General features: G+C 65.5%; 21 protein-coding genes. 5 read left to right on the forward strand and 16 right to left on the reverse strand.

Features of this window, described 5'->3' with window-relative positions; translation table 11 throughout:
* Positions 1-28: 28 nt before the first annotated feature.
* A complete protein-coding gene (locus tag GJ695_RS11465) occupies positions 29-904 on the reverse strand; it encodes a LysR family transcriptional regulator (RefSeq protein ID WP_154364788.1) in 876 nt (291 codons plus the stop codon).
* A gap of 113 nt (positions 905-1,017) precedes the next feature.
* On the opposite strand from GJ695_RS11465, the gene GJ695_RS11470 reads away from it, so the two are divergent.
* Entirely contained in the window at positions 1,018-2,013 is a 996-nt protein-coding gene (locus GJ695_RS11470) for a zinc-binding dehydrogenase (RefSeq protein ID WP_154364790.1), read from the forward strand.
* Here the strand turns inward: GJ695_RS11470 and GJ695_RS11475 are convergent.
* A complete protein-coding gene (locus GJ695_RS11475) occupies positions 2,010-2,882 on the reverse strand; it encodes an ion transporter (RefSeq protein WP_154364792.1) in 873 nt (290 codons plus the stop codon). The two genes, GJ695_RS11470 and GJ695_RS11475, sit on opposite strands and share 4 nt — an antisense overlap.
* A 112-nt stretch (positions 2,883-2,994) precedes the next feature.
* On the opposite strand from GJ695_RS11475, the gene GJ695_RS11480 reads away from it, so the two are divergent.
* Both GJ695_RS11480 and GJ695_RS11485 read left to right on the forward strand, forming a co-directional pair.
* The gene (locus GJ695_RS11480) at positions 2,995-4,002 is read left to right on the forward strand and encodes a glycoside hydrolase family 53 protein (protein ID WP_154364794.1); all 1,008 of its coding nucleotides are present in this window, start codon (positions 2,995-2,997) and stop codon (positions 4,000-4,002) included.
* A 139-nt stretch (positions 4,003-4,141) separates the two neighbouring features.
* Entirely contained in the window at positions 4,142-4,795 is a 654-nt protein-coding gene (locus tag GJ695_RS11485) for a hydrolase (RefSeq protein ID WP_154364796.1), read from the forward strand.
* Here GJ695_RS11485 and GJ695_RS11490 read toward each other — a convergent pair.
* Entirely contained in the window at positions 4,792-5,697 is a 906-nt protein-coding gene (locus GJ695_RS11490) for a LysR family transcriptional regulator (protein WP_229260412.1), read from the reverse strand. The two genes, GJ695_RS11485 and GJ695_RS11490, sit on opposite strands and share 4 nt — an antisense overlap.
* Positions 5,698-5,794: 97 nt before the next feature.
* Here GJ695_RS11490 and GJ695_RS11495 point away from each other — a divergent pair, with 97 nt between their 5' ends.
* Positions 5,795-6,643: an oxidoreductase gene (locus tag GJ695_RS11495; RefSeq protein ID WP_154364798.1), complete on the forward strand. Its 849-nt coding sequence runs from the start codon at positions 5,795-5,797 to the stop codon at positions 6,641-6,643.
* A gap of 4 nt (positions 6,644-6,647) precedes the next feature.
* Here GJ695_RS11495 and GJ695_RS11500 read toward each other — a convergent pair whose 3' ends face one another.
* The 9 genes from GJ695_RS11500 to GJ695_RS11540 are packed head-to-tail and all read right to left on the reverse strand — an operon-like array spanning position 6,648 to position 17,513.
* Positions 6,648-7,361, reverse strand: coding sequence for a ribonuclease activity regulator RraA (locus tag GJ695_RS11500; RefSeq protein WP_154364800.1), 714 nt, complete (start codon positions 7,359-7,361; stop codon positions 6,648-6,650).
* The gene (locus GJ695_RS11505) at positions 7,358-8,116 is read right to left on the reverse strand and encodes a polysaccharide lyase family 7 protein (RefSeq protein WP_154364802.1); all 759 of its coding nucleotides are present in this window, start codon (positions 8,114-8,116) and stop codon (positions 7,358-7,360) included. The genes GJ695_RS11500 and GJ695_RS11505 overlap by 4 nt, the downstream gene beginning before the upstream one ends.
* Positions 8,113-8,865 carry a GDSL-type esterase/lipase family protein gene (locus tag GJ695_RS11510; protein WP_154364804.1) on the reverse strand — a complete coding sequence of 251 codons (753 nt, stop codon included), beginning with the start codon at positions 8,863-8,865 and terminating at the stop codon, positions 8,113-8,115. The genes GJ695_RS11505 and GJ695_RS11510 overlap by 4 nt, the downstream gene beginning before the upstream one ends.
* A gap of 13 nt (positions 8,866-8,878) precedes the next feature.
* Positions 8,879-10,150: an MFS transporter gene (locus GJ695_RS11515; protein ID WP_154364806.1), complete on the reverse strand. Its 1,272-nt coding sequence runs from the start codon at positions 10,148-10,150 to the stop codon at positions 8,879-8,881.
* A 35-nt stretch (positions 10,151-10,185) separates the two neighbouring features.
* A complete protein-coding gene (locus GJ695_RS11520) occupies positions 10,186-11,199 on the reverse strand; it encodes a sugar kinase (protein WP_154364808.1) in 1,014 nt (337 codons plus the stop codon).
* A gap of 12 nt (positions 11,200-11,211) precedes the next feature.
* Positions 11,212-13,206 carry a DUF4962 domain-containing protein gene (locus GJ695_RS11525; protein WP_154364810.1) on the reverse strand — a complete coding sequence of 665 codons (1,995 nt, stop codon included), beginning with the start codon at positions 13,204-13,206 and terminating at the stop codon, positions 11,212-11,214.
* 19 nt (positions 13,207-13,225) lie between these two features.
* The gene (locus GJ695_RS11530; protein WP_110847021.1) at positions 13,226-13,981 is read right to left on the reverse strand and encodes an SDR family NAD(P)-dependent oxidoreductase; all 756 of its coding nucleotides are present in this window, start codon (positions 13,979-13,981) and stop codon (positions 13,226-13,228) included.
* Between the two features lie 33 nt (positions 13,982-14,014).
* Positions 14,015-15,052: a LacI family DNA-binding transcriptional regulator gene (locus GJ695_RS11535; protein WP_154364812.1), complete on the reverse strand. Its 1,038-nt coding sequence runs from the start codon at positions 15,050-15,052 to the stop codon at positions 14,015-14,017.
* 25 nt (positions 15,053-15,077) lie between these two features.
* Complete coding sequence (locus tag GJ695_RS11540) at positions 15,078-17,513, reverse strand: TonB-dependent receptor (protein ID WP_154364814.1); 2,436 nt, start codon at positions 17,511-17,513, stop codon at positions 15,078-15,080.
* Positions 17,514-17,915: 402 nt separating this feature from the next.
* On the opposite strand from GJ695_RS11540, the gene GJ695_RS30475 reads away from it, so the two are divergent.
* On the forward strand, positions 17,916-19,643 hold the full coding sequence (locus GJ695_RS30475) for a methyl-accepting chemotaxis protein (RefSeq protein WP_208023385.1): 1,728 nt from the start codon (positions 17,916-17,918) through the stop codon (positions 19,641-19,643).
* Positions 19,644-19,681: 38 nt separating this feature from the next.
* On the opposite strand, the gene GJ695_RS11550 is transcribed toward GJ695_RS30475, so the two are convergent.
* The 4 genes from GJ695_RS11550 to GJ695_RS11565 form a co-directional block, all read right to left on the reverse strand.
* On the reverse strand, positions 19,682-20,164 hold the full coding sequence (locus tag GJ695_RS11550; protein ID WP_154361171.1) for a Dps family protein: 483 nt from the start codon (positions 20,162-20,164) through the stop codon (positions 19,682-19,684).
* 82 nt (positions 20,165-20,246) lie between these two features.
* The gene (locus tag GJ695_RS11555; protein ID WP_371866518.1) at positions 20,247-21,653 is read right to left on the reverse strand and encodes an efflux transporter outer membrane subunit; all 1,407 of its coding nucleotides are present in this window, start codon (positions 21,651-21,653) and stop codon (positions 20,247-20,249) included.
* Positions 21,650-22,804 (reverse strand): efflux RND transporter periplasmic adaptor subunit, encoded by a 1,155-nt coding sequence (locus GJ695_RS11560; protein ID WP_154364818.1) that lies wholly within the window; start codon positions 22,802-22,804, stop codon positions 21,650-21,652. The genes GJ695_RS11555 and GJ695_RS11560 overlap by 4 nt, the downstream gene beginning before the upstream one ends.
* A complete protein-coding gene (locus tag GJ695_RS11565) occupies positions 22,794-25,979 on the reverse strand; it encodes an efflux RND transporter permease subunit (RefSeq protein ID WP_229260413.1) in 3,186 nt (1,061 codons plus the stop codon). The genes GJ695_RS11560 and GJ695_RS11565 overlap by 11 nt, the downstream gene beginning before the upstream one ends.
* Between the last annotated feature and the right edge of the window lie 57 nt (positions 25,980-26,036).

Genomic DNA, 26,036 nt, shown 5'->3' on the forward strand with positions numbered 1-26,036 from the left:
GCCTCCGGCAGCAATGCCGGAGGCTTTTTTATTGGCCCAGCAGATAGTCGATCAATACGCGCACGCGCATCGGCACGCGCCGGCCGGCCGCGTAGACGATGTTGAGCGGCAGGCGCTCCGGCTGCAAGGCCGGCAGCAGCACCTGCGCCTGGCCGGTGCGGATTTCTTCCGCCAGCAGCCAGTGCGGCGCCTGGGCGATGCCGAGGCCGCACAGCACGGCGGCGCGGACGTGTTCGGCATCGCCGGTCAGCAGCGCGCCGCGCGGCAGGTAGGAGGTCGCTTCCGCGCCGGTGCCGAAGCGCCACGGATAGCGCTCGCGCCCGCGCGCGAAGACGATGCAGGTGTGCCGATCCAGATCATCCAGTGTGGCCGGCGTGCCGCGCGCCGCCAGGTAGGCCGGGCTGGCCGCCAGCACGAAATCCGTGTCCGACCATTTGCGCGCGGTCAGCGTCGAGTCCAGCAGGCGGCCGTGGCGGATGGCGAGGTCGATGCCTTCCGCCAGCAGATCAACCGGCCGCTCCGACACCGAGACTTCCACCGATACCTGCGGATAGCGCTGGAAGAATCCGCCCAGCAGCGGCGTCACGCACAGCCTGCCGTGACCGGGCGCGGTGCTGACCCGCACCAGGCCGCGCGGCGATTGCTGGCGGTCGCCCACCGACGACTCCACCGCGTCGAAGTCATCGATCAACTGCCTGGCCGATTCGTAGAACGCCTGTCCAGCGTCGGTGATGACGACGTTGCGCGAGTTGCGCAACACCAACTGCGCGCCGAGGTGGCGCTCCAGCGCGGCGATCTGCTTGCTGACGGCCGGCTGCCCTATGCCTTCCTCGCGCCCGACGGCGGAAAAACTGCCGCATTCCACCAGCCGGACAAACAGGCGCATGGCATCCAATCGGTCCATCTTGTGTGCTCCATCTATTCCTGAATGGAATCGATGGTATGTCGCCAGCCTGCGTTTCGTCAATCGATGAGGTTTCCTATGATGCGGGCTGGACAACGAAATGGAGTGCAGTGATGAAAGCGATTTGTGTTACCGCCAGCCGCGACCTGGAAGTGCGCGCTATCCCGAGGCCGGAACAGCCTGCCGCCGGTCACGTGCTGGTGGCGATGACGGCCTCGGCCATCAACCACGGCGACAGGACCTTCCTAAGAATGCCGGCGGCGGCCGGTCCGCAGATTCCGGCGTCGCGTTATGACGTCTGGGGCGCTTCCGGCGCGGGCAGGGTGCTGGCGCTGGGCGCCGGCGTGCCGGCCGACTATGCGGGCAAGCAGGTGGCGATCTACCGTTCGCTGACGCGCAGCCCGGACAGCGTCGGCCTGTGGTGCGAGACGGCAGCCATTCCCTACACCAGCTGCCTGATCCTGCCGGACCACGTGAACGCGAGGGATTACTGCGGCTCGCTGGTCAACGTCATCACCGCCTATGCGTTTCTTGAGGAAATCGCCGAGGCAGGGCACACGGGCGTGATTGTCACGGCCGGCAGTTCGGCCACCGGCCATGCCATCGCGGCGCTGGCGCGCGCACGGCGCATGCCGGCGATTTTCCTGGTGCGCAGCGACGCTGCCGCCGAGACGCTGCGCTCGCTCGGCGTCGAGCACGTCCTCGTCACCACCGATGACCATGCCGCGCAGCTGGCGACGCTGGCTGCGGAACTGCAGGCGACTGCGGTATTCGACGGCGTCGGCGGCGAGCTGCTGGGCAACATCGCGCCGGCGCTGCCGATGAACGCCACCGTCTACTGCTACGGCTTCCTCGGCGGCGCTGCGCCGGCCGCGATTCACACCACGCTGTTCATGATGAAGAACCTGACCATCCGCCGCTTCAGCAATTTCGAAAGCGCTACCGTCAGGCAGCCGGCGCGGCTGCTGGCAGCCCTGAAGGCGCTGGAGCCGCTGATTGCCGATCCGATGTTCGCCACCTGGCCGGGCCAGGAGTTCAGCTACGAGCAGATCGGCGAGGCCATGGCCTACGCCTCGGCCGACGGCGGCAAGGCGATCCTGGCGGCTTAGGACGGCAGCGCCGTGCCGCAGTCCTTGCAGTAGCGCGCGGCCGGCTCATGGCCGACGCTGTGGCAGTTGGGGCAGGCGCGCAGCGACAGCACGCGCTGGCCGCGCTGGTGGGTGATCTCGGAACTGATGATGCCGGTGGGCACGGCCAGAATGCCCCAGCCGAGCAGCATCATGAATGAAGCGATGGTGCGGCCGATATCGGTCTTCGGCACCAGGTCGCCAAAGCCAACCGTGGTCATGGTCGAGATGGCCCAGTAGACGGCGGTGGGAATGCTGGTGTAGCCGTTTTCCGGACCTTCCACCACGTACATCACTGTGCCCAGCAGGAACACGATCAGGAACACCACCGACAGGAACACGAAAATCTTGCGCCGGCTGGCCAGCAGGGCGTCGCCGAGCATGCTGTATTCCTGGATGTACAAGGTCAGCTTGAGGATACGGAAGATGCGCAGCAGGCGCAGGATGCGGATGCCCTGCACCACGTGCGCGGCCGGAATGAACAGCGACACATAGCTGGGCAGGATGGACATCAGGTCGATCACGCCGAAGAAGCTGCGCGCATACAGCACCGGCCGCTGCACGCACAGGCAGCGCGCCACGTACTCGATGGTGAACAGGACGGTGAAGAACCACTCTCCGGCTTGCAGCCAGTCGCCGTACCTGTCGGCGATCGGCTTGACGCTGGTGAGCACCACCACCAGCACGCTGAGCAGGATGGCGCCGATCAGCGCCAGGTCGAAAGCGCGGCCTTTCGGTGTGTCGGATTCGAAGATGATGGCGTACAGCGCGGCGCGCCAGCCACCGGCCGGCTTGCCGAGGCGCTGGTGGGGGTCGGAGGTGAGGATGGTGGTGGTGTCTTGGGGATTCATGGCGGTGCTATCTTACCGGCAAACGCCAGTGCGGCGCGTCCATATCGAAAGGGCATGGATTGTGTCACTTTCCTCATGCCTGCGCGATCCGCCTTTGGGCTAGCATGAGCGCATGAAAAAAATCCTGATCGCACTGCTGATGACGGCCGCCTTTGCGGCCCATGCCGACTCCTTCGTCAAAGGCGCCGACGTCGGCTGGCTGCCGCAGATGGAAGCCACCGGCTACAAGTTCTACAACAGCCAGGGCAGGGAGGAAGACTGCCTGCAGATCCTCAAGGACTACGGCATCAACACCATCCGCCTGCGCACCTGGGTGAACCCCTCCAGCGACCGCGCCAGCGGCCACAACAGCAAGGACGAAACCGTGGCCATGGCGGTGCGCGCGCGGAAGATGGGCATGCGCGTCATGATCGACTTCCACTACAGCGACAGCTGGGCCGATCCGCAGCAGCAGCGCAAGCCGGCGGCCTGGCAGGGCCACGACTTTCCGCAGCTGCTGAAGGACGTCTACCGCTACACCTACGACGTGATGAGCGCGCTGAAGCAGGCCGGCGTGACGCCCGAGTGGGTGCAGGTGGGCAACGAAACGCCGACCGGCATGATCTATCCGGAAGGCCATACCGACAACTGGCCGCAACTGGCGCAGCTGATCAACCAGGGCTACGACGCCATCAAGGCCGTCAGTCCCGGCGCGAAAGTGGTGCTGCATCTGGACCGCGGCAACGACAGCCAGCGCTTCCGCACCTGGTTCGACAACGCCAGGGCGCATGGCGCGAAGTACGACGTGATCGGCATGTCCTACTACCCGTACTGGCTGGACGGCCGGCCCGACTACACCGCTTCCATCAACGACCTGGCCGCCAACATGAACGACATGGCGGCGCGCTACGGCAAGGAAGTGATGGTGGTGGAAGTAGGCGGGGAAGACAGCAAGCCGCAAAACACCTACGACATGCTGGTGGCCGTTCAGCGCATGGTCAAAGCCGTGCCCGACCACAAAGGGCTAGGCGTGATCTACTGGGAGCCCCAGGGCGCACGCAGCTGGAGCCATTACGAACTGAGCGCGTGGGGCGACGACGGCCGCGCCACCCAAGCCATGGAGGCATTCCGCGCCGATTGAGGGTTATCGAATATTTCGAATATAGGCAGGTAATTTTTTCGCTTTTTGATTGGGATGCGATCCCGCATAATTCATTTCAACAGCGCAGAACACCGCGAAAAACCAATCGAAATTATTGAATATCTTAGGAGAAAATATTATGCCAACCGCCATCGCCCAACCAGGTAAAACGCTGATCAGCCCAACCAACCACACCCTGATCATGATCGATCACCAGTCGCAGATGGCGTTTGCCACCAAATCGATCGACCCGGTTCAGCTGCGCAACAACGTCGCGCTGGTTGCCAAGGCGGCGAAAGAATTCAAGGTGCCGACGATCCTGACCACGGTGGCGGAAAAATCGTTCTCCGGCCCGATCTTCAACGAAATCAAGGAAGTGTTTCCTAACGAAGTGGCAATCGACCGCACCTCGATGAACACCTGGGAAGACCCGCGCATCGCCGAGCGCGTCAACGCCATCGGCAAGGATAAAATCGTGCTGGCCGGCCTGTGGACCTCGGTGTGCATCGTCGGTCCGGCCCTGTCGGCGCTGGACCAGGGTTTTGAAGTGTATGTGATCACCGACGCCAGCGGCGACGTCTCCGACGAAGCCCACGAACGCGCCGTGGCCCGCATGATCCAGGCCGGCGCCCACCCGATGACCTCGCTGCAATACCTGCTGGAACTGCAACGCGACTGGGCCCGCAGCGAAACCTACAACGAAACCGTGGCCACCTCGATCGCCCACGGCGGCGGCTACGGCCTGGGCCTGATCTACGCCAAGACCATGTTCAACGCCGCCGAAGGCCATTAATTCCTGGCTTGAATGAAGTCGACGAAAGCGCGTAACGGCGCCGGCAGGTGGCGGCGGCCGGAGTAGTAGAGGAAGGGGCCGGGGAAACTCGGCCACCAGTCTTCCAGGATCGGCTGCAGCTGGCCGGAGGTCATGTACGGCTTCAACCACTCTTCGAACAGGTAGATGATGCCGTGGCCGGCGATGGCGGCGCTGATCGACAGGTCCGACACGGTCGGCGTGACGATCAGCGGCCCGGTCGGCTCCAGGCTGAGCTTCTGGCCGTCGCGTTCGAATTCCCACGCATAGATGGTGCCGCTGAGGAAGCGGCCGCGCATGCAGGCGTGTTCCAGCAGGTCGCGCGGATGGGCCGGCGTGCCGCGCCGCTTCAGGTAGTCGGGCGACGCCGCCACCGCGAAGCGCTCGACGCGCGGCCCGATCGGCACCGCGATCATGTCCTGTTCCAGCCGCTCGCCGTAGCGCACGCCGGCGTCGCAACCGCTGGCCACCACGTCGACGAAATTATTGTCCACCACGATTTCCACCAGAATTTCCGGATACGCCTGCATGAAGCGGTTGACGATATCCTGAAGAAAAAACCGCGCCGCGCTGACCGGCACATTCAGCTTCAATGTACCGCGCGGGCTGTCGCGCAAGTCGTTCAGCACATCGAGCGCGCTGGCCACTTCGTTCAGCGCCGGACGCAAACGGCCAAGCAGCAAGGTGCCGGCCTCGGTCGGCGTCACGCTGCGCGTGGTGCGCACCAGCAGCCGGATGCCGAGCTGGTTCTCCAGCCGGCGCATGGACTCGCTCAAGGCGGAAGCGGACTGGCCGCTGGCGCGCGCAGCCTGGCGGAAGCCCTGGTGCTGGACCACCAGCGCGAAGGTCGCCAGGTCGGCCATGGAAGGAGTCGTATTCATCATTGTGCGGATTTTCGTACAGCCTGTGCGGGATTGACCCGATTATCACACACTATGCTTGTGGCTATGATGGCTCATCTTTCCTCAACACGGAGTTGTCATGAGCAAGCACTACACCCCCAGGAACACCGATCTGCAACTGAACCGCATCGGCTACGGCGCGATGCAACTGGCCGGCCCGCACGTCTGGGGGCCGCCGAAAGACCGCGCCGCCGCCGTGGCCGTGCTGCGCGCCGCAATGGAACTGGGCATCAACCACATCGACACCTCGGATTTCTACGGCCCGCACGTTACCAACCAGATCATCCGCGAAGCGCTGCATCCTTACCGCGACGACCTGACCATCGTCACCAAGATCGGCTTCCGCCGTGGTGAAGACCAGTCGTGGCTGCCGGCGGCATCGGCGGAAGAGCTGCGCTCCGCCGTCCACGACAACCTGCGCAACCTGGGACTGGATGTGCTGGACGTGGTCAACTACCGCGCGCCGGGACTGGAAGGTGCGGATGGTTCGTCGATCGCCGAACCTTTGAAGGCCATGCTGCGCCTGAAAGAAGAAGGCCTGATACGCCACATTGGCCTGAGCAACGTCAACGCGGAACAGGTCGCCGAAGCGCAGCAGATCACCGACATCGTCTGCGTGCAGAACCACTACAACCTGGCGCACCGCAAAGACGATGCGCTGATCGACACGCTGGCCGCGCAAGGCATCGCCTACGTGCCGTTCTTCCCGCTGGGCGGCTTCTCGCCGCTGCAATCGGAGGTGCTGACGCAGACCGCCGCCGCGCTGCACGCCACGCCGATGCAGGTGGCGCTGGCCTGGCTGCTGCAACGTTCGCCGAACATGCTGGTGATTCCCGGCACCTCGTCGGTGACGCACCTGCGCGAAAACGTCGCGGCAGGCGCGTTGCAGCTCGACGCCGCCACGGTGCAGGCGCTGAACGCGATTTAAAGCGTTATTTTGCGGCCAGCCAGCTCTCGAACAGCGCGCGGTTTTCCGGCTTGGTCAGCGGATACAGGCCGATGATGCTGGCGCCGCCGCGCACCTGTTCGAGCACGAAGTCCTCGTAGCGCTCCATCGGCACCGCGTCGCGGGCGATTTCGTCGGCCAGGTGGGCAGGGATGCAGACCACGCCGTCGTCGTCGCCCACCATGATGTCGCCGGGATAAACCGGCACGTCGCCGCAGCCGATCGGTGCGTTGATATCCAGCGCGTGATGGCGGATCAAATTGGTCGGCGCGGATGGGCCGGAGCACCAGGCCGGAATCTCCAGCTTGGCGATGCCGCTGGCGTCGCGCAGGCCGCCATCGGTGACGATGCCGGCCACGCCGCGCATCTGCATGCGCGTGGCCAGGATGCTGCCGGCCGACGCCACCGACACGTCGCCCCGGCAATCCATCACCAGCACCGCGCCGGGCGGAATTTCCTCCACCGCCACGCGCTGCGGGTGGCGCGGATCGAGAAAGGCGTCAATGCCGTCGAGATCTTCACGCGCGGGGATATAGCGCAGCGTGAAGGCCGGGCCGGCCAGCCGCTGACCGGTCTTCAGCGGCCGCGCGCCCTGGATGAAGACATTGCGGAAGCCGCGCTTGAACAGCAGCGTGGTCAGCGTCGAGGTGGCGATGGTCTTCAGGGTCGCCAGCGTTTCGGCGGATACGGTGGTGGTCATGGCTGCGCTCCGTTGCGTTCAAAAATGGTGTGGCTGAAGCTGATTTGGCTGCCGTCGATGTGATTCAGTCGGTAATACTGGTCCCACTTGGCGGGCTCGATGGTGTGCTTGCCGGTGTCGGGATCGAGCGCCTGCAGGTAGTCGCCGAACTTGAAGTAGATCTTGCGGTCGTCGCCTTTGATGCGGGTGCGCTGCGTCTTGATCTCGCCGCTGGCCGTGCGCGCCGTGACCAGCGCTTCGCCGGCGTTGAAGGCGATGTCCAGGTCGAAGCCTTCGCCCGAACGCACCGTGCCCAGCGCGGTTGTCACTTCCTTGCCGTCGGTGCCGAGGATGCGCACCAGGATGTCGAATACGCCGTTGCCGGCCTTGCCGTCCAGGCCTTGCTTGTCGGCCGTGTCCTGCACGTAGACCTTGAGGATGGTGTCCAGGCCTTCCACATGGTATTGGGCGACGATGGTCTTGGCGCCGGCCGGCAACGTTGGCGTGACGCGTGCGGCGAAGTGCTCGTGCGTTTGCGCGGCGCTGAGGCGCAGCTTGTCGGCCACTTTCAGTTCGTTGCGGTAGCCGTGGCCGTGGCCGGAATCGTATTTCGATGTCAGCGCGCTGAAGTTCAGCGTGCCTGCATATGGCGAGGGATATGGCGTGTTGCCTTCCAGCGTGAACAGCTTTTCCAGCGTGGCCTGCGATGTTTGCGCGGCGGCCGGCAGCATGATGGCGGCCAGCAGCGTCAGGGCGGCGGGGAAGGCGGCCCTCATTTCAGCATGCTTTCAAGCAGGGGCTGCATGGCGTCGGCCCACAGCTGGTAGCCGGCGGCGCCGGGGTGCAGTTGGTCCGGCATCAGCGTGTTCGGAATGCGGCCGTCCTGGCCCAGGAACACGTGGTTGATGTTGAGGAAGCGGACGGTCTTGCCGTCGTCCAGCTTGGCCAGGTCGACATTGATGGCGTCGATGGTCTGCATGCGCTTGGCCGCTTCGGTCACGCCGGCTTCGGTCACCGGTGCGCCTTTCGGATCGCGCGGTCCGCGTGGGAACACGCCCAGCAGCAAAATCTTGGTCTGCGGCAGCTTGGCGCGGATCATGTCGACGATCTTGCGGTCAGCGGCGGCGATTTCCTCTGCCGTGTAGTCAAGGCTGTTATTGGTGCCCAGCATCAGCACCGTGACCTTGGGCGAGATGCCATCCAGCTCGCCATGTTCAATGCGCCAGATGACGTTCTGCGTGCGGTCGCCGCCGATGCCGAAGTTGGCCGGCTGGTACTTGCCGTAGTAGGCCTCCCAGATATGCGGCGCAATCTTCCAGCGCTCGGTGATGGAATCGCCGAGGAACAGCAGGCCGACCGGGCCGCTCTTGCCGCGCGCGAGAATGGCCTCGTGCTTTTTCAGGAAGGTGCCGTCGTCCTTTTTCTCGAATGCTTCCGAGGCGCTGAGCTTGGGGCCGGCGGCGTATGCGGTGAGCTGGCTGCTGGTCAGCAGCAGGGCCAGCAGCAGGCTTTTGCAGAAATTCATGGTGATCTCCTGTTTAGTTTTTCGGCTGCACGCGCACCACGGCGCCGCCCAGCCAGATGGACAAAAATACCAATGGCAGCAGCAGCGCGCCAAGTATGAAGAACGGGGTGTAGTTGCCGCCGGTGGTCAGTTCCGGCACCAGTTGCATGCAGATGATCACGCCCAGCACCGCCGACGTACCGCTCAGTCCCGCCAGCGAGCCTACCGTTTTTCCCGAGAAGAAGTCGCTGGGCAGGGTCTGGATGTTGGTGATGGCGGCCTGGAAGCCGAACAGGATCACGCCGATGGCCAGCACGGCCAGCAGCGGCGTCTGCGCGGCGGCACTGAGCAGCAGGGCAGGCAGCATCAGCAGCAGGCCGATGGCGATCACCAGTTTGCGGGCGCGGTCGACCGACCAGCCGCGTTCCAGCAGGCTGCCGCACAGCCAGCCGCCGGACAGCGCGCCGGCCGCCGCGCCGACATACGGCACCCAGGCGAACATGCCGATCTGCTTGACGTCGAAGTGGAATTTCTCGTTGAGGTACAGTGGCAGCCAGCTGACGAACAGCCACCACACCGGATCGATGAAGAAGCGCGCAGCGATCACGCTCCAGCTCTGGCGATGGCGCAGCAGCTGGCCCAGCGTCGGCACGTATTCATCCTGCACGGTTTGCACGGTCTGTTGCTGGCCGTGCAGGATGTACTGGCGTTCGTCTTCGCTGATCCACGGATGCGTGCCAGGGCCGGATTTGTAGACGATCAGCCATGGCACGATCCAGATGAAGCCCAGGCTGCCGATCAGGATGAAGGTGGTTTTCCAGCCGACATAGGCGTACAGGAAAGCCACGAGCGGCGGCGCGATGACCGAGCCGAGCGAGGCGCCGGCGCCGAAGATGCCTTGCCCCAGTGCCCGTTCGCGCACCGGAAACCATTCGGCAATGGCCTTGGTGGCGCCCGGCCAGTTGCCCGCTTCGCCCACGCCCAGCATGATCCTGAACAGGCTGAACGACAGCGCCGAACGCGCCACGAAGTGCAGGGCGATGGCGCCGGACCAGACCACGATCGACAGCAGAAAGCCGATGCGCGTGCCGAGCGCGTCGAACAGTTTGCCGAACAGCGACTGGCCGACCGCGTAGCCGATCAGGAACACGGTGATGATGTTGGCGTAGTCGCGCTTGTCCATGCCGAGATCGGCCGCGATGCCCGGCCACATCACCGCCAGCGCCGAGCGGTCGATGTAGTTGATGATGGTGGCGATGGCGACCAGTGTAATGACCAGCCAGCGCAAACCTTTGATTGTTTTCATGCCTTTGTCTCCGTTATTTTTGTGGGGCAGGCGTGTCAGGCTAAAGCCAGTTGGTCGCGGGTGGGCAGGCCTTCGCAGTCGCCGCGGAACTGCACCACGCGCGCGCCGATGGCGTTGCCGCGCGCGGCGGCCTCGCTGAGCGGCAGGCCGTCGAGCAGGCCGCTGATGACGCCGACCGCGAAGCCGTCGCCGGCGCCGACCGTATCGACCACCTCGCGCACCGGCAGGCCGGGGACGATGCAGCCACGCCTCCCATCCGTGCCGCTTCCGCTGCCCGAGCGGCCGTCCTGCTCTTGACTGCTGCCGTTGGCGTAGCCGCCATGTGCACTGGCGGCGTAGGCGCCGTCCGGTCCCAGTTTGACGACCACATGGCGCGCGCCGCGTTCCAGATACCACTCGGCGATGCCGGCGGCATCCTCGCAGCCAGTGAGCAAGCGTCCTTCCGCGAGGCCGGGCATGACGATGTCCGCCTGGCTGGCCAGCGCATTGATGGTGGCGATCATCTCCGCCTGAGACGGCCACAGGCGCGGCCGCAGGTTGGGATCGAAGCTGACCAGCCTTCCATCCGCGCGCGCCTGCCGCGCCAGCGCGAACGCCAGCTCGCCGCAGCCGATCGACAGCGCTGGCGAAATCCCCGTCAGGTGCAGCAGACGCGCCTGCTGGAATTCGCTGCCCGGCGCCGGCATATCGTCCGGCGACAAATGGCTGGCGGCCGAACCGCGCCGGAAATACTCCACCTGCGGATCGCTGCCGTCGGCCACCATCTGCTTGAGCATGAAGCCGGTCGGATAGCGCTCGTCCGTGCGCAGATGGCGCAGGTCCAGGCCCTCGGCCGCCATGAACGCGCGCAGATGCCGGCCCAGGCTGTCCTGCCCCAGGCTGCTGATGTAGCCGACCTTGAAGCCCAGCCGGCTCAGTCCCACCGCCACATTCAGCTCGGCGCCGGCGGTGGCGCGCTCGAATTCGCGCACCTCCTCCAGCAGGCCGGGCTGGCGGGCGATCATCAAGGCCATCGCTTCGCCCATGGTGACTACATCGGGTATCTGCATGCGTGCGGCTCCTTAGAACTTCAGTGTGGTGGTCAGCGTGGCGGCCTTGCTGGCCGGCAGGGACAGGCGCAGCACGGAGCCACGTTCTTCCTTCGGCCCCTTGTCGACGTTGCCCGGCGGGCCGGCCGCTACCACGATGCCCGGTGCGATGACGGCTTTGGCGCCGGCGGTGGCGACGTCCACTTTCAGCGATGCCGGCTGGCCGGGCACGACGAAGCTTTGTGCGCCGGTCTGGGTGATGGCGCGGTCGCCATGCACCTGCGCCGTCAGCACCACCGGCTTGCTGGCGCGCAACGTGTCGGTGACGGTCCAGACGCCGCGTGCGTAGCTGAAGCGGCGTTCCAGTTTTTCCACGCCCAGTTCCGGACGATAGGCGCCGGCCAGTTCGGCGACGATGCCGGCGCGGTCGCGTTCCAGTTTGGCGCTGGCGATGCGGATGCTGTCCAGCCGCGCATACGGATAGTCGCGGAAGGCGTCATGGCCGCCGCCTTCGTTGGCCTGGCCCTGGTCGTCGATCAGCAGCGTGTTGCTCAGGTTGCTTTTCGGGATGCCGGCGTAGCCCATCGGCCCGGTCAGATAGCTGCCGCCGCCGAACAGGATGAAGCTGCCCGCGTCGGGATGCGAATGGCCCATTTCCAGGTGCCAGTCCGGCAGCTTGTCGATCACGTGCGCCACGTGGTGGCCTTCCGGCGGGCCGGCGCGGAAGGCGAAGGCGGTGGCCTTGGTCGTCCAGTCGCTGCGCCAGTAGACCGTGCCGAGGTCGTCGAAATGGTGGTGCGGCGTCATGGCCGACATCGGCGACGATTTCAGCGCGGGATCGCGCCACAGCAGGGTCCAGAAATCCTCGGCGCAGACGTGGCCTAGCGAGGCCATCCAGTCCGCCACGCCTTGCGCTTCGGGATTCTTGAAGCGCGCGGCCAGGCGGTACAGCAGGTTATAGTTGGAATTGAGCTTGCCGCCGGGATGCGTGCGCGCCGGTTCCTCGCCGACGCGGGAACGGGTGATCGGGCCTTCGAAGGCATCGCCGAAGTCGTAGATGTCCTGGCCGTTCGGCGTGATCGAGTGGGCGATGTACAGGTGCGCCTTGCTCAATGCCGGCGTGTCGTACAGGTCGTCGCCGGCGGCGTGGGCGAAGGCGTCCAGCGCGTGGATGATCCACGGCATGGAGAAGATCCAGTATTCCACGCCTTCGTAGAAGTAACCGTCCGGCGAGGCCACTTCCAGCACGCGGGTGAAGATGGCGCGCGATAGCGCCGCCCATTGCGCCGCTTCCGGCGTGTCGTCCCACACCGCATAGGCAGCCACGGCGAGACCAGCGATCGGGATGAAGCAGTGGTTCTGACTGTACGAGTACGATTTGCCCGGCTTCGGCGAGAAGTGCTTCGCAAGGATGCCGGCCTGGCGTATCAGTTTGTCGCGGTAGCGCTTGCGTTCTTCCTCGGTCAGCGCGTCGTACAGCAGGTCGTAGCCGGCGCCCAGGCCGTACAGCAGGTGGCCGGCGGCGAGGTCGATGTCCGGCTTGCTGAAGGTGTAGCCCCAGACTTCGTAGCTGACCGCCGCGTCCATGTAGCGTTTGGCCGCTTCCAGGTACTTGGCGTCGCCTTCGATCTGGTAGGCCAGCGCCGCGCCGACGATGCCGATGGCGGTGTTGTTCTGCGCGCGGCGCTTCTGCGCCGGTGCGGCGGCGGGTGCTTCGCGCATGGCGATCAGGCCGGCAAGGCCTTTTTGCCATTCGGCGCGCTGGCTGCCCCTGGCGCGCTGGCGCAGGTCATCGAGGCCGGCCTTGGTGGTGTAGACGCGCGGGTGCACGCCGCGCAATTCGGGACGCAGCGCCGCCGGATGCGCTTTCATCAGCGTTTCCAGCGGATGCGGGCCGCCGGTCACTTTGCCCTGCATGGTGCCCAGCGACTCGCGCGCATCCTGCGCCAGCGCGCTGGTCAGCGAAAACGCAGGCAAGGAGAGGGCCGCAGCGCCAAGGAAACGGCGCCGTGTGAAGGTTTGATTCATCGATGGCTCCGGAAGGGAATCAGTAGAGGCCAAGGCCGCCGTTGACCTGGATGATTTCGCCGGCCAGGAAAGCGGCGCGTTCGGACGCCAGGAACACCACCACGTTGGCGACGTCTTCCGGCGTGCCTTCGCGGCGGGCCGGCGTGCGTTCGGCGATGGCCTGGCGGTTGGCCGGCGTGTTGAAGGTGTCGTGGAAGCGGGTGGCGATCAGGCCCGGCGAGACGCCGTTGACGCGGATGCCCAGCGGGCCGACTTCCTTGGCCAGCGCGCGGGTGAAGGTGGCAATCGCCGCCTTGGATGCCGCGTAATGCGCCGAACCAGGACCGCCGCCATCGAACGCCGCCAGCGACGACATGGTGATGATGGCGCCACGGCCGCGCGGCTCCATGCGCTTCAGCGCCGCCTGGCTGATCAGGAAGGTGGTGGTGAGGTTCAGGTTCAACGCCTCGTTCCACAAGGTCAGCGGCATTTCCGACACGCGGCAGCGCTGGATCAGGCCGCCGATGTTGGCGAACAGGATGTCGATCTCGCCGATGGCGCCTTCCGCTTCGGCAAAGACCTGTTCGGCGATCTTGTCATCGGTCAGGTCGGCCTTGATGGCCTGGGCGTTGCGGCCGAGGGCGCGGATTTGCGCCACCACGTCCGCCGCTTCGTCGGCGCTGCTCCAGTAGGTCAGCACGACGTCGGCGCCGGCCTGTGCCAATGCCAGCGAGCTGGCCTTGCCGATGCCCGAGGCGCCGCCCATTACAAGTGCGCGTTTTCCGATAAGTTCCATGGCTATGCTCTTTCAGATCAATGGTTGAGTGGACTACTTGGGTGGCGCCGCGGTGGACGCCCGTACGATCAGTTCCGGCGCGAACAGCTCGCCGCCCGCCGTCGCCGTGTTCGGCGCGAGGATGCGTTGCACCGCCGCGTCGGCCATGGCCTGAATCGGCTGGCGCAGCGTGGTAAGCGGCGGGTCGTTGGCGGCGGAGAAGAAAATATCGTCGATGCCGATCAGCGAGAAATCCTGCGGCAGCCGCTTGCCCAGTTGTTTCAGGCCGATGCCGATGCCGATCGCCATCATGTCGTTGATGGCGATGGCGGCGGTCGGCTTGCTGGCGGCCGACAGCAGGCGCGCCGCCGCGCTGCGTCCCAGTTCAAACAGCTGGGTGTCGCCGTGCAGGTCGGTCGGTGCGTCGGTGGCGTCGGCGATCACCAGTTCGCCGCTGACGCCGGCCGCCGCCGTCGCCTGCTGGAAGCCTTTCACGCGGTCCTGGCGGTTCAGCGTGAACGGTGGCGGCGTCACCAGCGCGATGGAACGGTGGCCCAGCGCCACCAGATGCTCCACCGCCTTGGTGGTGGCCGCCACGTTGTCGACCGAGATGGTGGTAATGCGTTCGTGGCTGTCATCGGAACGTTTGATGTCGAACGCCACCACCGGGCAGCGCGCCGTCATCGCCACCAGGTGGTCGGTGTCGTTCAGCGCCGAGCCGGTGATGATGCCCTGCGCGCCGTAGGCCAGCAGGTCGGCCATCACGGCCCGTTCACGCTCCGGATCGCGGAAGGTGCTGAAGGTCATCACGTGGCAGTGGTGGCGCGCGGCGGCCGTCTCCACCGCACAGGCCAGCGAACCGAAGAACTGATTGGCCAGCGACGGCACCAGCAGTCCCACCATGGAGGCGACGCCGGTCTTCAGCTGGCGGGCGGCGTTGTTGGGCCGGTAGCCCAGCTGCTCGATCGCCTGCTGGATCTTGCGCTGGGTGTCGGGCCGCATCTGCTCCATGCGGTTGTTCAGAAAATTCGAGATGCTGGTGGTCGATACGCCGGCCAGTCTCGCTACATCCTGAATTTTTGGTTCGCTCATGATTTCCTTGTTGAGTGTTATGCGCTCAGAACGCCACGTCCAGGCGGATCGAGGTGTAGCGGAACGCGTCGCGGGCGGGTTGCCAGCCGTATGATCTGATGTCGGAGCCGCCGGCGGCCTTCTTGAAGTTCAGGAAGGTGCCGACATTGCCGACAGCATAATGGTGGTCGAACAGGTTTTTGACGCCGAACGACAATTTATATTTACCCTTGGCGTCCTTGATCGAGGCGCCGAGGTCGAAGATGCCATAGCCGGGCCGTTGCAGCGACGGGTCTTGGCTGATCGCGCCCTGCACCTTGGCCTGGGTGCGCCACTGGGCGTTGATCGCCGCCACGTAGGGCATCCACGACACCGCCGGCAGCGTGTACTCGCCGCCCATGCTGGCCTTCCATTTCGGCGCGTTGGGCATCATGCCGCCGCTGGCGTCGCGCAGGAAGGAACCGGGCACCAGCAGGTTGGGGATGGTGCAGTCGGTGGCGCCGCTGTAGCACGGACCCTGGGTCCAGTCGCGCACCACGGCGCGGGTGTAGGCCATGCTGGCATTGAGCAGCAGCGCGCGGGTGGCCAGCACGGTGGCGTCGGCCTCGAAGCCGCGCGTCTGCAGCGACGGAATGCTGTACAGCACGCTGGCCTGGCTGCCGTCGGTGAAGCGCTCGGTGGCCGAGGTCTGGTAGTCGCGGAAGCGGGTCTGGAAGATGGCCGCGTTCAAGGTCGCGCGGTTGTTCCACAGGTTGGCCTTGAAGCCGGCTTCGAAGCTGGTGGCTTTTTCCGGCGCCAGCGGCAGGTGGGCGAACACGTTGACGTTGTTGGCGCCGCTGGTCATGTCGTAGGCCACGCCCTTGTGGCCGGTGGAGGCGGTGCCGTACATCATCATCTCGTCGTTCAGGTGATAGGTGTAGCCGAGCTTGCCGGTGACGGCGTTTTCCTTGTTCTGCGGCGCCACGTACAGGTTCTCGCCGGTGTGCACATTGTTGGCGGCGGTCGACGACAGGCTGTCGATGGTGTGGAACGAGTAATCGTTGGCCTCGTGGTTGTAGCGCAGGCCGGCGCTCAAGCTCTGCTTCGGCGCGAAATCCCAGTTGGTGTTGGCGTAGATCGCGTGCGTCAGGCTGCCCGAGTTGGTGTCGTAGTTGGTGTAGTTGGTTTCCTTGACGAAGGCGTTGCCGCGCAAATAGGTGCGGTACAGCGTGTTGCGCGCCGCCCAGAGGCCGACCAGGTAGCGGAAGTTGCCGCTGTCCGGCGAGGTCAGGCGGAACTCCTGAGTCGAGGTCTTGCTTTCCAGCGTGCCGTTGATCATCGGGGCGTCGGCGATGCCGGACGGCTTGCCGGCCGCATTGACCTGGTAAAAGGTCGAAATCAGGTCGATGTTGTCGTTGTCGCGGAAGTCGTTGGACAGGTTGTTGTCCACCGAGGTGATCGAGGTCAGCGAATGGCCGGCCAGCGGCGAGCTCTCCGGGAAGGCGTAGTTGACGCGCACGCCCAGCGCGCGGTCGGTCGCTTCCAGGCCGGTCGGCGAGTCGTTGCGGATCTCGCGGTTCCACTGGCTGACGTGGATGCCGCGCAGCACGGCGGTGTTGGACAGCGCCGTGTAGTTCTTGTTGTACAGGTAGCCGACGCCGTCGCCGATCGAGGTGATGGCGGCGGTGTTGCCGGTGGCCAGCGAGTGGTCGAAGCGCGGCGTGATCAGCACGTCCAGGTCGTTCGACAGTTTCCATTGCAGCTTGGCCATGAAGGTCTTGGCGCCGGAGCCGTTCTGCATGCTGTCGTTGGTCAGGTTGTGCAGCATGCCGGGGAAGTTGGTCTTGCTGGCGTATAGGCGCATGCCGAAGGTGTCGGTCAGGCGGCCGCTGAGCGAGGCGGCGACGCGGTATTCGTGGTCGCTGGTGTCGTAGACGCTGACACGGGTCTGCATCGGGCCGGCGCCGATCGGCTTGGTGGTCATCACCACCGCGCCGGCGATCGCGCTCTTGCCGAACAGCGTGCTTTGCGGGCCTTTCAGCACTTCGACGCGGGCCATGTCGGTCATGTCCTTGAACGCCTGCTGGGTCTGCGAATACGGAATGTCGTCGACCAGGATGGCGACGTCGCCCTCGATGCCGAGGTTGTTCGAGGTGGTGCCGATGCCGCGCATATTGATGCTGTTGGTGCCGACCTGGGTGCCGACCGACACCGACAGCGCCGGCGACAGGTTGATGATGTCGACCAGTTCGCGCACATTGTTACGCTGCATGGCTTCCTCGCTCAGCACCGAGATCGAGGCCGGCACGTCTTCCAGCCGTTCGACGCGGCGGTTGGCGGTCACCACCACCGATTCCAGCTTCAGCTGTTCCGGCGCGGCGGCGGCGTCGCCGGCTTGCTGGGCGTGCGCGGGCAGGGCGCCCAGCAGGGCCAGGGCCACGGCGGAAGCAATCGGGGTCAGGCGGCAGCGCGGGGCGCCGGGCGTTTTTGGTCCAGTCATCATAGTCTCCGTTATCTTATATTTATCATCTTGATACTGCAACGATTTACTGTATCGTTACAGTAACTCGGGAAAAAAAATATTGATGGAACATACGGCGAACTGCTGCGATCGCTACTGTATCGATTTACTGTAACGATGCAGTAAGCATAAAGCATCGTCTGTCGAAGTCAACCACTTTCGATGCTGCGGTGCGCCAGCCGCTGTTGCGCGCAGGAGTACGCCCGCTGGATATTCCTTGTTATAGGGAAAGTAATCCGCTAAGCTGATGGCACTCTTCCCCTGCCGTCATGCCACCTCCTGCCTGGCGTGCATCAATACGGCCTCACCCCTGCCGTGTCCGACATCTCGTCGCACTACTATGAGCCCATAGGGCCGCTATCGATTTTCCTATTGGAGATAAGCATGTTTGCTAACCTGACTATTCGCACCCGGCTCATCGGCACCATGACGCTGCTGGGACTGCTCATCATTTTTATCGGCGTCCGCGGCATCCAGACGCTGCATACCTCCAACAACGTGCTGAAGGATGTGTACAGCAACTCCATGGTCTCGATGAAGGCCATTTATGAAGCGCAGATCCAGATCGACCGCGCGCGCCTGTCGCTCGACCGCGTCGCCATGGCGCCGGACGCGGCCAACGTGCCGGAGACGCTGAAGCGTTCGCAGGACTTCATCGACGCCAGCGAGAAGTTCTGGAAGAGCTACTATGCGCTGCCGTTCGGCGAGGGCGAAAAGGCGCTGGCCGACAAGGTCGCCGCGCAGCGCGAGGCGCTGGTCAAGGATGGCCTGCTGGTGGCGATCAAGGCCATCAACGACAAGAACAAGCCGGAAATCGAGCGCATGATGCTGAGCGAGGTCACGCGCCTGTTCCGCCTGTACACCGAGAGTTCGGAAAAGCTGACCACCTACCAGCTGGATTCCACTGCCGAGCAGTACAACGCCAGCCAGGCCGCCTACCAGCGCAACATGGCGCTGGCGATCGCCGCCATCGTGATCGGCATCCTGCTGGCCGGCGTGTCCGGCATGCTGCTGCTGCGCGCGGTGATGGCACCGCTGAACCAGGCCATCGGCTACTTCCAGGCCATGGCGCATGGCAACCTGTCGAACCACATCCAGCTCGGCCGCAAGGATGAGATGGGCGAGATGATGGAAGGCCTGGCGCAGATGCAGGAACGGCTGGCCGGCACGGTGCGCAGCGTGCGCGAGGGCAGCGATGCCATCGCCACCGCCAGCAGCGAAATCGCCGCCGGCAACCTGGACCTGTCGCGCCGCACCGAGCAGCAGGCCGCCAGCCTGGAAGAGACCGCGTCGTCGCTGGAGGAACTGACCTCGACCGTGCGCCAGAATTCCGACAATGCGCGCCAGGCCAACACGCTGGCGTCGTCGGCGTCCGACATCGCCGTCAAGGGTGGCGAGCTGGTCACGCGGGTGATCGACACCATGGGCTCGATCACCCAATCGTCCGACAAGATCGCCGACATCATCGGCGTGATCGATGGCATCGCTTTTCAGACGAATATCCTGGCGCTGAACGCGGCCGTCGAGGCGGCGCGCGCGGGCGAGCAGGGACGCGGCTTCGCGGTGGTCGCCACCGAGGTGCGCAACCTGGCGCAGCGCTCGGCGGCGGCGGCCAAGGACATCAAGGCGCTGATCACCGATTCGGTGGAGAAGGTGGGCAGCGGCAGCGCGCTGGTCAACGAGGCCGGCACCACGATGGAGGAGATCGTCACCAGCGTGAGGCGCGTGACCGACATCATCAGCGAGATCAGTTCGGCCGGCCGCGAACAGGAAGTGGGCATCGAGCAGATCAACACCGCCGTGGCGGAGATGGATACCGTGACGCAGCAGAACGCGGCGCTGGTGGAGCAGGCGGCCGCCGCCTCGCAGGCGATGCAGGAGCAGGCGGTCAAGCTGGCCGAGATGGTGTCGGTGTTCCAGGTCGAAGGCGGCAACATCGCCGCCCGCAAAACCGCGTCGGCGCCGGTGCGCACCGCAGCCCGTCCGGCGCCGGCGGCACCGGCAACGCGCAGGCCGGCGCTGAAGGCGCCGAGACCGGCCGCCAAGCCGGCCGCCGCTACGGCGACACGCAAGGCGCCGGCTGCCGACAGTCAGGAATGGGAAGAGTTCTAAATAAAAAGGGCCTTGCGGCCCTTTTTATTTGATGACGTTTATTCTTCCAGCAGGCTGCGCAGCATCCACGCGGTTTTCTCGTGCACGTCCAGGCGCTGGGTCAGCAGGTCGGCGGTCGGCTGGTCGTCGCACTCGTCGACCACCGGCAGCAGCTTGCGGGCGGTGCGGGCGGTGGCTTCCTGCGCGGCCACCAGGTGGCGCACCATGTCCAGCGCGACCGGCACGCCTTCCACTTCCTTGATCGTCGCCAGCTTCGAGAACTGGGCGTAGGTACCGGGCGCCGGATAGCCGAGCGCGCGGATGCGTTCGGCGATCTGGTCCAGCGCGGTCCATTGTTCGGTGTACTGCGTCATGAACATCTGGTGCAGCGAGTTGAACATCGGACCCTTGACGTTCCAGTGGAAGTTGTGGGTCATCAGGTACAGCGTGTAGCTGTCGGCCAGCAGGCCGGACAGGCCAGCCGCGATTTTCGCGCGGCTTTTATCGGTCAGGCCGATATCGATCTTGATTGCTTTAGCCATCGTGTCGCTCCTTGGTTAGTCTTTGACTCAGCCATTGTAGCGCCACGAGGCCGATCCTGCCTGTCCCGGTTGCCAGAGTCCTTTAGCCTGCGGTCCAGCCGCCGCCGATGGCCTTGACCAGCTGCACGCCGGCCTGGCGGTAGCGGGTGGTCAGGTCCAGTTCGCTGCGCGCCGACTGCAGGTAGGCCGTCTGCGCCGTCACCACTTCCAGATAGCTGGCCGCGCCTTCGTCGTAACGCTTCTGCGCCAGGTCCAGCGCGCGCTTGGCGGCGGTGGCGGCCAGGTGGTCGGACTTGGCTGCTTCGTCATAGTTGGTCAGCAGCGACAGCTGGTCCGACACCTGCTGGAAGGCGGTCAGTACCACCGAACGGTAGCGCTGGCCCGCTTCATCCAGCTGCGCTTCGGCGCCGGCGATCTGCGCCTTGCGGCGGCCGCCGTCGAGCAGACTGACCGCCAGGGTCGGACCGACCGCCCAGAACAGGTTGGAGGCACGGGCAAACTTGTCGAAGTCGCTGGACTGGTAGCCGGCAGCCGCGTTCAGGGTCAGCGACGGGAACAGCGCGGTGCGCGCCACGCCCAGCTGGTCGCTGGCGGCGGCCACGCGCAGCGCGGCGGCGGCGATGTCGGGACGGCGCTGCAGCAGCTGCGACGGCAGCCCTACCGGCACCACCGGCGTGACGAAGGCATTGCTGTCCAGCGGCGCGACGGCGAAGTTGGCGGCGTTGGCGCCGACCAGCGCGGCGATCGCGTGTTCCTGCACGTTGCGCTGCGCCTGGCGCTGGCGCAGCTGCGAGCGGGTCGATTCGAGCTGCGTTTCGGCGCGCGCCAGGTCCAGGCCGGAGGCGGTGCCGCCGTTGTGGCGCTGGGTGATCAGGTCGGCCTGGCGCTTGTAGGCGACTTCGGTCTCGCGCAGCAGCTTGAGATCGGCGTCGGCGCCGCGCAGGGCCAGCAGCGTGTCGGCCAACTGGGTTTGCAGCGACAGGCGCGCCGCGGCCAGGTCGGCGTTGGCGGCGCGTTCCTGCGCCACGCCGGCGCTGACCTGCTTGCTGATGCGGCCCCACAGGTCGACTTCGTAGCCGAGATCGAACTCCAACGTGCCGCTGTTGTATTCAGGCGGCGAGGTGGCGCCGCGCAGCGGCTTGAGGTCCGACTGGCGGATGCGCTGGCCGTTGAGCGAGGCGCCCAGCGTCGGCGACTGCGCCGAGCGCAGCACGCCGGTGGCGGCCTGCGCCTGGCGGTAGCGCGCCAGCGCGCTGGCCAGGTCGGGGCTGTTGTCGATCAGCTGCTGTTGCAGCTGGTCGAGTTGCGGATCGGCGTACATCTTCCACCAGTCGGCGGGCAGCATCGGCGCCTTGTCGTTGGCGGCGGTCCAGCCGGCCGGCACGTCGCGGAAGCTGTCGGCCATCGGCACCGCTGGCGGCGCCTGGACCGGTGCCTCGGCGCACGCGGCGAGGGCCAGGGCGAGGGTAGTGGCGTAGAGGATCTTCACGGCTTGGCCTTGGCGTTAGCGGTTGCGGCAGCCACGCGGACCACGTCGCCGGTGGCGACGCCGTCCGGCGGATTGGCGATGACCTGGTCGCCTTTGTCCAGACCGGAAGCGACTTCCACCACATTGCCGAGGTCGCGGCCGACGGTGATCTGTTTCACCACCACGTGGTTGTCCTTGCCCAGGGTCGCCACTTGCGTGCCGGCCTTGTTGAAGATCAGCGCGCTCGGCGGAATGCTCAGCGAGGCGGTGGACTGCGGCGCGTCGAAGTGGATCGAGGCGTAGCCGCCCGGCAGCAGTTCGCGGCTGTCGTTCTGCACGGTCAGCTGGATCAGCATGGCGCCGGAGCTGGCGTTGATGGCCTGCGACAGCGACTGCACGGTGGCGGTGAAGGTCTTGCCCGGACGTTCAGGCACCGTCAGCTCGGCCTTGTCGCCGACCTTGATGGCGGCCACCTGGCGCTGCGGCACGTTGACGTAGACGCGCAGGCGGCTGATGTCGGACACCACGAACAGCTCGCTGCCCGGGGTGCCGCCGACGTTGATCAGCGCGCCGACGTCGGTGTTGCGCGCGGTGACCACGCCGTCGAACGGCGCCACCAGGCGGGTGTAGCGCTGCAGCGCCTGCACGCGGTCGACGTTGGCCTGCATGGCGTTGACGGCCGACTGCTTGGCCGCCAGGTCGCCGGCTTTCTCGTCGGCTTCCTGGTGCGAGACGGCGTCCGCCGTCAGCAGGCCCTGCCAGCGCTTGGCGGTGCTGGCGGCCAGCGTCAGGTTGCTGCGCGCGGTGGCCAGTTCGGCTTTGGCTTGCAGCAGCTGCTGGTCGAGATCCGGCGTTTCAATGTCGGCCAGCGTCTGGCCGGATTTCACCGGCGCGCCGATGTCGACGTTCCAGCTTTTCAGGTAGCCGCTGACGCGGGCGTAGATCGGCGCGCGCGCCCAGGGTTCGATGCGGGCCGACAGGTCGATCGGCGCGCCGGCCATCTGGCCGGCCGGCAGGATGCTGACCGCCGGCACCACCGGCGTGCTGGCTTCCTTGACTTGTTCGGCCACCGAACGGCGGCTGAGCACCCCGGCCGCGACCAGCGCGGCGGCGAGGACGATCAGACCCAGGGCCAGCGGCTTGTGACCCATACGAGAAGTTTTAGTTTGCATGGACAGGTGCTCCGGAAATAGGTTGGTCGTTATGAGGTTGCGGGGAAGACTTGGTTCCCGGCGCGTGTTTCTTGTGGACGATGCTGAACACCACCGGCACGAACAGCAGCGTCGCGGTGGTCGCGAAGATCAGGCCACCGATCACGGCGCGGCCCAGCGGCGCATTCTGCTCGCCGCCGTCGCCCAGGCCCAGGGCCATCGGCAACATACCGATAATCATCGACAGCGCCGTCATCAGCACCGGACGGAAGCGGACCGAGCCGGCTTCCAGCGCGGCGGCGGTGGCGTCGCCCAGTTCGTCCAGGCGTTCACGGGCGAACGAGATCACCAGCACCGAGTTGGCGGTGGCCACGCCCATGCACATGATAGCGCCGGTCAGCGCCGGCACCGACAGTGTGGTGTTGGTGGCGAACAGCATCCAGACGATACCGGCCAGCGCGGCCGGCAGCGCCGAGACGATCACGGCCGGGTCCAGCCACGACTGGAAGTTGACCACGATCAGGAAGTAGATCAGCACCACGGCGCCCAGCAGGCCGAACAGCAGGCCGGAGAAGGCGCGGTCCATGGTTTTCACCTGGCCCAGCATCTGGACGGTTGACCCTTTCGGCAGTTCGGCCTTGGTCTCTTCCAGGATCTTGTTGATGTCCTTGGAGACGGCGCCGAGGTCGCGGTCCTGGGTGGTGGCGTAGATCTGCACCATCGGCGCGATGTCGTACTGGCTGACCAGCGCCGAGGCGGTGCCGCGCTGGAAGCGGGCGACGCCGCCCAGCGTGGTGCCGCTGGTGTTGGCGCCGTTACCGACCGGCAGGTTGGCCAGCGCCGACAGCGAATCGAGCTGCGGTTGCGGCGTCTGCATGACGATCGGGTAGCTGACGCCGTTGGCCGGATTCAGCCAGAAGGTCGGCGCCACCTGCGAGGAGCCGGCCAGGTTGACCACCATGCTGTTGGTGACGTCGCGCGTGGTCAGGCCCAGTTGCTGCGCCTGGCTGCGGTCGACGTCGACGTTGAACACCGGCGCCTTGTTGGACTGCTGGATGCGGGCGTCGGCCACGCCAGGGATGGCGCGGATACGTTTCAGCAGCTTGTCGGCGTAAGCGTAGTTGTCGTCGATTTTCGCGCCGCGGATCTGCACGTCGATCGGCGCCGGCGAACCGAAGTTCAGAATCTGGCCGACGATGTCGGCGGGCGGGAACGAGAAGGTGGTGTCCGGGAATTCTTCCGGCAGCACCTTGCGCAGCTTGCGCACGTAGTCGGCGGTCGGCTCGTGCTCTTCGCCGAGCGCGATCTGGAAGTCGCCGTCCTGCGTGCCCATCATGCCGGTGTTGTTGTACACCATGTTGATCGAGCTGGCCGGCATGCCGATGTTGTCGGTCATGGTGACGATTTCCTTGGCCGGAATGACGCGGCGGATGGCCTGGTCGATGCGGGCGAAGCGGGCGGCGGTTTCCTCGATCCGGGTGCCGACCGGCACGCGCACGTGGATCAGCACCTGGCCGGAGTCGACCGACGGGAAGAAGTTACTGCCCAGGAAAGGCACCAGCACGAACGAAGCCAGCACCACCACCAGGAAGCCGATCACGAACTTCGGACGGTTGCCGATGGCCGATTCCAGGATGCCCATGTAGCCGGCGCGCACGCTCTCGAAACGCGCTTCGAAGGCGCGCTGGAAGCGCACCAGCGGATTGCTCGATGGCGCCGGCGAACCGTGGCCGCCGTGGGCGTGGGCATGGCCCTCGCCGGTGTCGTGCGGTTTCAGCAGGTAGTTGGCCATGGTCGGCACCAGGGTACGCGACAGGATGAACGAGCAGATCATCGCGAAGATCACCGCTTCGGCCATCGGCACGAACAGGAAGCGCGACACGCCGTCGAGGAAGAACATCGGCACGAACACGATACAGATACACAGCAGCGAGACGAAGGCCGGCGTGACGATCTGCGCGGCGCCGTCCAGAATCGCGTTTTCCACCGACTTGCCCTGTTCCAGGTGCCAGTTGATGTTTTCGATGGTCACGGTCGCATCATCGACCAGGATACCCACGGCCAGCGCCAGGCCGCCGAGGGTCATCAGGTTCAGCGATTCGCCGATGGCCGCCAGGGCGACGATCGAGCCGAGAATCGACAGCGGGATCGAGACGGCGATGATGATGGTCGAACGCCAGCTGCCAAGGAACAGCAGGATCATCAGGCTGGTCAGCGCGGCGGCGATCACGCCTTCCGACGCCACGCCCTTGATGGCGGCGCGCACGAACACGGACTGGTCATTGATCGGCGTGACTTTCAGCGCTTCCGGCCAGCCCACTTTCAGCGTATCGATTTTCGAGCGGATGCCGTCGACGATGGCCAGGGTCGAGGCCGAACCGTTCTTCAGCACCGACATCAGCACCGAGCGGCTGCCGTCGACGTGCACCACGTTGGTCTGCGGCGCGTTGCCGTCGTGGACGTTGGCGATGTCGCCCAGGTAGATGGTGGCGCCGTTGACCACTTTGACCGGCAAACGCGCCAGGTCGGCGATGGCCGATGGCGCGCTGTTGAGCTGGATGGTGTATTCGAGCGAGTCGATTTTCTGCGTGCCGACCGGGGTCAGCACGTTCTGTGCCGCCAGCGCGTTGGCAATGTCCTGCGCCGACAGGCCGCGGGCTTGCAGCAGGGCCGGATCGACGTCGATCTGCACCTGACGCTGTTTACCACCATAAGGCAGAGGAATCGCCGCGCCGGGTACGCTGACCAGCGGCGTCCGCACCGTATTGGTGCCAAGGTCGGACAGCTGCTGTTCCGACAGGCCCTTGCCGGACAGCGCCACCTGGAGAATAGGCACGGTGGCGGCGTTGTAGTTGATGATCAGCGGCGGCGTGATACCGGCCGGCATCTGCTTGAGCAGCGCCTGCGAGATCGCCGTCACCTGGGCATTCGCCACCGCCACGTTGACGCCGGGCTGGAAGAAGATCTTCACGATGGACACGCCGGTGAAGGTGTTCGCTTCGATGTGCTCGATGTCGTTGACGGTGGTGGTCAGCGCGCGCTGGAACAGGGTGGACACGCGGCCCGCCATCTGGTCCGGCGGCTGGCCGGTGTACTGCCACGCCACCGCGATCACAGGGATCTTGATGTCGGGGAAAATGTCGGTCGGCGTGCGCAAAGCCGCCAGCGGACCGGCGATCAGCAGCAGCAAGGCCATGACCACAAATGTATAGGGACGCCGAAGCGCCACGCGGACGATATCAATTAACACAAA

It is taken from the genome of Duganella alba, from assembly GCF_009674495.1.
In the GTDB taxonomy this organism is placed as follows: domain Bacteria; phylum Pseudomonadota; class Gammaproteobacteria; order Burkholderiales; family Burkholderiaceae_D; genus Rugamonas; species Rugamonas alba.